Source organism: Coleofasciculus sp. F4-SAH-05, from assembly GCF_040222985.1.
Taxonomy (GTDB): Bacteria; Cyanobacteriota; Cyanobacteriia; order Cyanobacteriales; family Coleofasciculaceae; genus Coleofasciculus; species Coleofasciculus chthonoplastes.
In genome coordinates this window covers 1-6,755 of sequence record NZ_JAVKBY010000132.1, presented here as the reverse complement: position 1 = coordinate 6,755, position 6,755 = coordinate 1, and the positions used below count along the sequence as shown (strand labels likewise).

Here is a 6,755-nt window from a genome sequence, read left to right as displayed (position 1 = left end):
TGGCACTTCTATAGAAAGGATAATCGCTGGGTGGTCGCTGTTCAATTCACACCCGCAGCGGTGGAGAAGGTGAGTAGAGAAATTCAGTATGGTGCCCTGGGTATCGATCTAAATCCTAGTTCTATTGGTTGGGCTTATGTTGATGGTCAAGGAAATTTAAAAGCTCAGGGAACTCTTCCTTTTCAGACCGGTTTACCCACAGGTAAACAAGATGCTCAAATTGTAGATGTTTGTTTGAAATTGGCAGCTTTAGCCAGAAGTTTTCAGAGTCCTATTCTGTGCGAACGCTTAGATTTTTCGACCAAGAAAGCTCAATTAAGAGAGCGAACAAAAAAATATGCTCGAATGCTTTCTGCCTGGGCATACAGTCGTTTTTATCAGATTTTGTCATCGATTTTATCCAACCGAGGAATAACTCTTTCTTTGTGCAATCCAGCTTACACGAGTTTGATTGGATTGGTTAAATATAGTCGGATGTATGGACTATCCTCTGATGTGGCAGCAGACAAAAGCAATTGCCAGAAGAGGAATGAAGTATAGTGAGAGATTGCCGCGCTCTGTGTCCGCCTATCTTGGAGTGAATCCGAGAAAGCACGTATGGAGTGCTCTATATCAATTTAATAATTTTATTGGTCGATGCCCTGTAGTCAATCGTAGACACGATTACGGAGCGCGTCTCTAACTGGGAACCGAAGGTTTTGGCTGATATCGAGCGACAATGCCGGGTATCAGCCAAGCGTAAGCGTTAACGGTTATCGACCAAAAGTTACACCGTAGACTTATACCAAGACAGAATTACTTATGGGTAGATTTGTCTAGGTTTTTAGAAGCGGTCAACTACTAGAAGGTAAATGTAGTTCGCAGTACACCGACTAAAGCGGTATCGTTATTGCTATCACTTTCTGGATTAAACAGAACAAATGCTCCTGGCGTAATACTGACGTTATCACTAACCTTAAAGTTGTAAAATGCCTCTAGATGATAGGGTGTTTCTCGGTCAACACCGGGTTCTGTCAAGTTAGCCTCACCATCTGCTTCTACCCGATGCAAAGGTTGTCCAAAAATTAAACCTGCCGTATTCCCTTCTTTAAATAAGTCTTGGAAATATAACCCCGCCATCCAAGTCGTGAAATCAGAAGATGCATCCGCACCGGCTACAGCATCGACAAAGAAATAAGCGCCGTAACCCGTTAGTGAAATTTTAGGAGAAAAACGCCAGGTTGCGGTAGCACCTAAGGAGTTAACATGAACGGGTGTATCTAAGATACCACCAACAATCGGATTACCATCTCCATCAACTGTGCGTCCAGGAATATTCAGCGGGTTGGAGGAAAATCGAGTTAATCCTAGACCCATAATATTCAGGTCGTGGTAACTATAAGCGTAGTTCAGACCAATATCAAATTGAGAACTGGGTTTAACAGTAAGCTGCGCTGAGGCGACGGTACTCCCACCAAAGAACCCTGAACCCAATATATTGTTGTCACCTTGTTCCGGAATCGCCGCATTGACGCTACCGTATAACGCCCGCAAGTCGATTGCATCAGAAATCCCCCAAATAAATCCCACTGCTGAAGCTAAACCGGTTTGGGAGGTTCCCCCAGATACACGTAAAACGGGGTTCAATGTGGCAAATCGAGAAATCGCCCCCTGTCCTTCACTGGAAAAGGGGATAATGGCGGGAAACGCATCCGATGCTTCTGCTGCTGTTCCCGCAAATAGGGTTAAGTTGTTGATTCCTGATGGGAAAATGTACAGGAGTTTGTAGAGTTCAACGTCATTAGAACCCGCACTATCACTCAAGTCTTGAGGGTTAAATTCGGGAAACTGGGGTTCAAAACTGAGTTTTGTTGAACCTTCACTTAAAAAAGCGTCTCGTCCTGGAAATAACGCCCCTTGAACGCTACCCGCCCCGGTTATATCGCCACCAAAATTATAGGCTTGTAACCCCGTAATCAGTAAATCTTGACCCGTAAAACTGGTATTCAGGTTCAAGCGCACTCGGTCAGCCAGAATAATATTGGCATCCTCATCATCGCTAGTTGCCCCAACGAGTGAGAAAATGACTTCACCATTTAATTTGGTGGTTGTGGAAAACTGGTTATCTTCTAAAAAGGCTACTCGTCCTTCTAAATTATCAACTCTTGCGCCCAGGGTAGCGAGTTCGGCTTCAAATTCCTCAATCAGTCGCCGTAATGTGACTAACTCTGTATCATCTACTCCCGTTCCCACGATTAACCGTTCAATTTGTTGCAAACACGCATTTAACCCAGCCGCGAACTCGTAGCGAGTCAGGGCGCGGTTTCCCCGAAAGGTGCCATTGGGATAACCGGCAATGCAACCATACCGTTCAACTAAGCTTCTGAGGGCTTCATACGCCCAGTCTCCAGGAGAGACATCGGAGAGTTGGGAAACTGATGTCACTTGTCCCATCGGGGATGACTCTGAATCGAGGCGTTCTAACATATCTGAGACAGAGGTGACTGGGGAGTTATTATCCTCTAACTCTTGTGCTATTTGTAGATGAGTCGGTTGATCCGTTGTCCCCGTCTGCTTCAGAGGTGTCGCGGATAGAGGCGTGCGATCGCTAAGTCCAACGTGGAGATTATTAATGGGATGAGTGGCTTCCTCTGCAATCGTAGATTCTAACTCAGTTGTCTTGGCAATAGCAGGATTGGCATCCCACGGAATAGCACCAGCAATTAGGCACAATAGACCTATTTTCCCCCAAAATCTTAGGTGATGTTGATTCACGATTAGTTCCTCACACAAAATGTCTGATCCTTTTTGGTTTGGCTGAACCCAACCTTAGTAAAGTAGTAGACTGATTATGATGAACTGATTATAAAGCCTTCACAGGCTAACGCAACACCACTAAATGTTAATTTAGGTGACATCGAATCACCTAAATTAACTTGGGGAAGTCCAGTGTATCCCACGCTGAATTAAAATTACCGCGTGGGTCTTATATCTCCCCCAAACCCCCACAGACGATAAAAGTAAAGATAAAATATTACTAGATAATTTTCAAATAGCAGGAAGCTGCCTGGTTTATCCCAGGCAACTGCCAACAGACAATCTCATTGATCCCTGAGTAAAAAGCTAATCTAGGCGGGAGCCACCTGAACAATCAGAGATCGCTTATCAAAAGACTGGACTTTTCCCGCTTCGCCGAGGTCATCAATCACACGCTCTAGTAGTTCCCTGGCGCGATCGCGATGTTGATGTTCTCGCCCTCTCAGGCGCACTTGAAACTTGACTAAATTACCTTTATCCAACCAATTAAGCGCTCTTTTAATACGTAAGCCGTAATCGGAGTCACCCACATTGGGACGCAATTTCACTTCCTTGAGTGTTGGTTTAGAACTTTGGCGTTGACGTTTTTTCTGCTGGTACTGATGTTTTCCGTAGTCTAAAACCTTTGCTACGGGAGCGTCTTCACTTTGAGAGACGACTACTAAATCAAGACCCGCATCTTTAGCGACTTGCAGTGCCTCACGGGTATCTGTCAAGCCACGATTGTTGTTTTCATGGTCAATCAACAAAACCTGAGGTGATTTGATTTTATGGTTAATCAGTTGTTTCTGTTTTTTAGCGATAAGACTTTCCTCCTAAGTTCAACATCCCACTGGTTAACTATCAGGTTAACCCAATGCTGATCACCTCACATCCCGCTAAGGTTTGAGAAATCTTGAGTCAGTGCCATCTGGAGCTAGTGCAGCAGGCGCAGAAAAACTCACCCATTAACAATAGGTGAAAAAGCAGATACCGTAAACCTTACCTTACAAGCGTCTGCCGTCTGCCCTCTTGTACTAGGATGGAACAATCTGAACAACCAGTGCCCGTCGATCAAAAGACTGAACTTTGCCAACTTCACCCAGATCAGACACCACACGCTCTAGCAATTCTGTGGCGCGATCGCGATGTTGATGTTCCCGACCCCGCAGACGCACCTGAAACTTTACGGAATCGCCTTTGCTCAACCATTCAACAGCTCGATTGATGCGTAAGCTGTAATCAGACTCGCCCACATTCGGACGCAGTTTAACTTCCTTGAGCGTTGGTTTAGAGCTTTGGCGTTGGCGTTTCTTTTGTTGGTACTGATGTTTCCCGTAGTCCAAAATTTTTGCAACGGGAGCATCTTTACGCTCAGAGACTACCACCAAGTCCAGACCTACATCTTTCGCCAGTTGTAGAGCCTCACGAGTATCAGTCAAACCGCGATTGTTATTCTCATGATCAATCAAGAGAACCTGAGGAGACTTGATTTGACGGTTGATTCGTTGCTTGTCTTTGTTAGCTATAATACATTCCTCCTAGAACTTGATATCTTACCGGCTAACTCTTCTTTAGGATAGCGCAATGCTGACCAAGTGGACTACCAATACTAACTCGCGACACTCCCAACCTGCTATATCGTTCATTACCTAGTAGAGTTCCAAGGACGATGTAGCTGGCTTCTCGCTTCGCTAGCACCATAAACGATGAACAGAACATCTTTGACACTGAACTTCCCTTATTTGAGCAAATTGGGTACGAATTTCCCTATACCTATTTCAAGAATAACTAATTGGATATATATTCATAAATAGAGTGAATTCGCCCATGCAGATAACCTACCGTCTAAGATGGCACGGGCTAAATTTGAACAGAATCCAGGGTTAATCGGCTCTGGGCAACGGGAAACTCTCAATGGCGTCTCTTGTCATATTAGAATGGCAAACGGTCGCGACTGAGTAGCGGCACGAAAAAAACCGAGAGACAATAGAGAAAACTTCTCCTCGCAACCGATGTGAGAAATCCTCGTATAATACGGGAGGAAAAATTATGACCACTCAATCAACCGCCGCATTTACCTCCGTCTATGGTCCAGTGGACTCCTGGCGCTACGGGCGATCGCTGGGTATTGATCCCATCGGACTCCAATCAACTTGCTCATTTAACTGTGTATATTGTCAGTTAGGGGAAATTCAAGTTCGCACCAGCCAACGTCAAGTTTTTGTCCCTACCGAAAAAATTGTCCAAGATTTACAAGCGTTTGCCCCTTGGGATGTAGATGTGGTAACCCTCAGTGGCAATGGCGAACCCACTCTAGCCCTCAACCTGGCTGAGATTATTGCCCAGGTTAAGGAAATGACTCACAAGCCTGTCTTAGTCTTGACAAATGGTACGCTTTTAGGTGACTCAGACGTGCAGGCGGCGTTAGCCTTGGCGGATAAAGTCTCGGTTAAACTCGATGCGGTGAATCCTGATCAACTACAGCGTGTCAATCGTCCTGTCATGGAAGTCGATTGGCTCAAAATCTGGACAGGTATCCAGGAATTTCGTCAGAGATATCCAGGACATATAGGGATACAAACGATGCTGTTAACCCCACCGAATCAGCCTAGTCAAGACACTTACATACAATTAGTGCGATCGCTACATCCCGATGAAATTCAACTCAACACCCCCACCCGCCCTAAACCCTTAACCCATCAACTGGATGGACGGGGTAATCATACCCCTACCGAATCACGTCCCTATCCTGTACAACAATTAAAGCAAGTTAGTGGGGATGTCTTACAAGCCTTTGCCGCTAAAATTCAGGATGCAACTAATATCCCCGTTCGATGCGCTCCACGGTAAATGTGTAGGGGCGGGTTTAGGGACTTCCGTCTCGCTGTTAATGATAACCTTTTGCTCAAAACCCGCCCTGACTACTTCGCTTTGCTAGTCGGGCATGGTTTTGAAGGGTGTAGGGGCGGGTTTCACTATTATCGTTTCTGACCTCACCCAGATACAGCTAAACCCGCCCCAATTGAGTTAAAGCGTTGTGGAAATATTTGACAAAGGACAAATGACCAATGACCAATGACAAAGGACTAATAACCAATGACCAATGACATTCCTCCTGGATATCTGAATATTATGGGATACGTTGACGAGTCAGAAGTAAATGGTCCTGGCTGTCGCGCTGTGGTTTGGGTGCAAGGGTGTAACCGAGAATGTGCAAGCTGTTTCAATCCAGCATCCTGGTCTTTTGAAATTAACCAGTTAATTGCTGTTGATGAATTAGCGGATAAAATTTTGTCCAATCCCCGCAATCAAGGAGTCACTTTTTCTGGTGGAGAACCCTTTTGGCAAGCGCCAGCCCTAGCGCAGTTAGCTAAGAAACTCAAAGTGGCGGGGTTAAATGTCATGTCATTTAGTGGATTTACTTTAGGGGAACTGCAATCACCTGATGCTCCTCCAGGCGCACCCGAGTTATTAGAACAACTGGATATTTTAGTTGATGGTCCCTTTGTTGAATCCTTGGCAATTAATTCCCCCGATTCACCTGTCTCATCCCGAAATCAGCGCGTTCGTGTATTTAATCCGGCATTAAAAGACCAAATCACATGGGCTTCTGATCAAATGGAGATTCATATCCTTAAAGATGGTAGTCGCATTGTTACAGGATTTCGAGGTCAAATGAATTTGAGCGAAGGTTAGATGTCGTAAAACTTAGTCAGGGCGGGTTTTGAACCAAAGGTTATCATTAACAGCGAGACGGAAGTCCCTAAACCCGCCCCTACACACTCAAATTTCGTTATTGGTCATTGGTCATTGGTCATTGGTCATTGGTCATTGGTTATTGGTCATTGGTCATTGGTCATTGGTCATTGGTCATTGGTCATTGGTCATTGGTCATTGGTCATTGGTCATTGGTCATTGGTCATTGGTCATTGGTCATTGGTCATTGGTCATTGGTCATTGGTCATTGGAAATTGGTC

The 6,755-nt window shown here is 45.1% G+C and carries 5 protein-coding genes and 2 pseudogenes; 4 read left to right on the top strand and 3 right to left on the bottom strand.

Annotated elements, in window-relative coordinates; genetic code table 11:
* A pseudogene (locus RIG27_RS16225) lies at positions 1 to 749 on the top strand (hypothetical protein); the annotation flags it as partial.
* Positions 750 to 840: 91 nt separating this feature from the next.
* Here RIG27_RS16225 and RIG27_RS16220 read toward each other — a convergent pair.
* The 3 genes from RIG27_RS16220 to infC (RIG27_RS16210) all read right to left on the bottom strand — a co-directional run bounded on the left by RIG27_RS16220 (position 841) and on the right by infC (RIG27_RS16210) (position 4,304).
* Positions 841 to 2,754 carry an iron uptake porin gene (locus RIG27_RS16220; RefSeq protein WP_446346794.1) on the bottom strand — a complete coding sequence of 638 codons (1,914 nt, stop codon included), beginning with the start codon at positions 2,752 to 2,754 and terminating at the stop codon, positions 841 to 843.
* A 353-nt stretch (positions 2,755 to 3,107) separates the two neighbouring features.
* Positions 3,108 to 3,578, bottom strand: coding sequence for a translation initiation factor IF-3 (gene infC, locus RIG27_RS16215; protein WP_446346796.1), 471 nt, complete (start codon positions 3,576 to 3,578; stop codon positions 3,108 to 3,110).
* Between the two features lie 234 nt (positions 3,579 to 3,812).
* Positions 3,813 to 4,304: a translation initiation factor IF-3 gene (gene infC / locus RIG27_RS16210; protein WP_269546331.1), complete on the bottom strand. Its 492-nt coding sequence runs from the start codon at positions 4,302 to 4,304 to the stop codon at positions 3,813 to 3,815.
* 523 nt (positions 4,305 to 4,827) lie between these two features.
* Between infC (RIG27_RS16210) and RIG27_RS16205 the strand changes: the two genes are divergently transcribed.
* The 3 genes and pseudogenes from RIG27_RS16205 to RIG27_RS16195 all read left to right on the top strand — a co-directional run.
* Entirely contained in the window at positions 4,828 to 5,628 is an 801-nt protein-coding gene (locus tag RIG27_RS16205; RefSeq protein WP_446346792.1) for a radical SAM protein, read from the top strand.
* A 246-nt stretch (positions 5,629 to 5,874) separates the two neighbouring features.
* Positions 5,875 to 6,474, top strand: a complete 600-nt coding sequence (locus tag RIG27_RS16200) for a 4Fe-4S single cluster domain-containing protein (protein ID WP_446346790.1) — start codon at positions 5,875 to 5,877, stop codon at positions 6,472 to 6,474.
* A 100-nt stretch (positions 6,475 to 6,574) separates the two neighbouring features.
* A pseudogene (locus tag RIG27_RS16195) lies at positions 6,575 to 6,755 on the top strand (hypothetical protein); the annotation flags it as partial.

Excerpts from the sequence above, each read along its gene's own strand:
- RIG27_RS16205 (WP_446346792.1), top strand. The coding sequence starts at position 4,828 with ATGACCACTCAATCAACCGCCGCATTTACCTCCGTCTATGGTCCAGTG.
- RIG27_RS16200 (WP_446346790.1), top strand. The coding sequence starts at position 5,875 with ATGACCAATGACATTCCTCCTGGATATCTGAATATTATGGGATACGTT.